This window comes from Acinetobacter sp. 742879, assembly GCF_000588535.1.
Lineage (GTDB): Bacteria > Pseudomonadota > Gammaproteobacteria > Pseudomonadales > Moraxellaceae > Acinetobacter > Acinetobacter pittii.
Map to the genome: position 1 here is coordinate 1 of NZ_JFYC01000040.1, position 1,184 is coordinate 1,184.

Here is a 1,184-nt window from a genome sequence, read left to right on the forward strand (position 1 = left end):
ATTTCTCTGTACACGATAAAAATAGATAACTCATTGAAATAATGTCATAATAATTGTTTTCTAACGACGAATACTATGACACATCTCAATGAGTTATATCTTATCTTAAACAAATATCTAAAATGGAACAAGTCACATTTAAAGTGCTTTGCGCTCATCATGCTTGTGATTATTTTAAAGCAAACATGTAATCTTTCTTCTGCATCTAAAGCCTTGCCCATCAAGTGCTTACCACAATCATTTTATCGACGTATGCAGCGCTTCTTTGCAGGTCAGTATTTTGATTATCGTCAAATTTCTCAGTTGATTTTCAATATGTTTTCATTCGACCAAGTGCAACTGACTTTAGATAGAACCAATTGGAAATGGGGAAAACGAAATATTAATATCCTGATGCTCGCAATCGTTTATCGTGGAATAGCGATACCTATCCTTTGGACATTGCTTAATAAACGTGGAAATTCAGATACGAAAGAGCGTATTGCTTTGATTCAACGCTTTATAGCCATTTTTGGTAAAGACCGTATTGTGAATGTGTTCGCAGACAGAGAGTTTATCGGTGAGCAGTGGTTTACATGGTTAATTGAACAAGACATCAACTTCTGCATTCGTGTTAAAAAAACTTCATTGTCACCAATCATTTAGGAAAGAATCATAAAATTAGTGATTTATTTCGCCATCTTAAAGTTGGTCAAATTGAATGTCGTAAACGACGGATTTTGGTTGGTCGGGTGAAACTATATATAAGTGCACTACAGTTAGAAAATGGAGAGCTTTTACTCGTCGTTTCTCCTCAGTTTAATGCCAATGCTATTCAGGATTATGCATTACGCTGGGAAATTGAAACCTTATTCAGTTGTCTCAAAGGACGCGGGTTTAATCTTGAAAATACGCGCTTGACAGACCCTAGACGAGTGAAAAAATTGATTGCGGTGTTAGCTATAAGCTTCTGTTGGTGTTACTTAACGGGTGAATGGCAACATGATCAAAAAAAAGCGATAAAAATAAAGAAGCATGGACGACTCTCAATGAGTTTATTTCGCTATGGTTTAGACTATGTTCAAATGGCGATTCAGCGTTTAATTGGTTTTGGGAAAAAAGAAGAGTTTAAGGAAATTTTGGCAATTTTAAGAAGGCAGAACCCTGATAGGATAAGGGTTCTGTGAAATTTGTCGTGTACAGAG

General features: G+C 35.7%; 1 protein-coding gene. It reads left to right on the forward strand.

Going from position 1 to position 1,184, the window contains the following annotated elements:
* The first annotated feature begins 75 nt into the window (after positions 1-75).
* A protein-coding gene (locus tag J690_RS24220; protein WP_085940413.1) for an IS4-like element ISAba1 family transposase occupies positions 76-1,166 on the forward strand; the annotation gives its coding sequence in 2 pieces (ribosomal slippage) (positions 76-616 and positions 616-1,166; 1,092 coding nt in all).
* Positions 1,167-1,184: the final 18 nt, after the last annotated feature.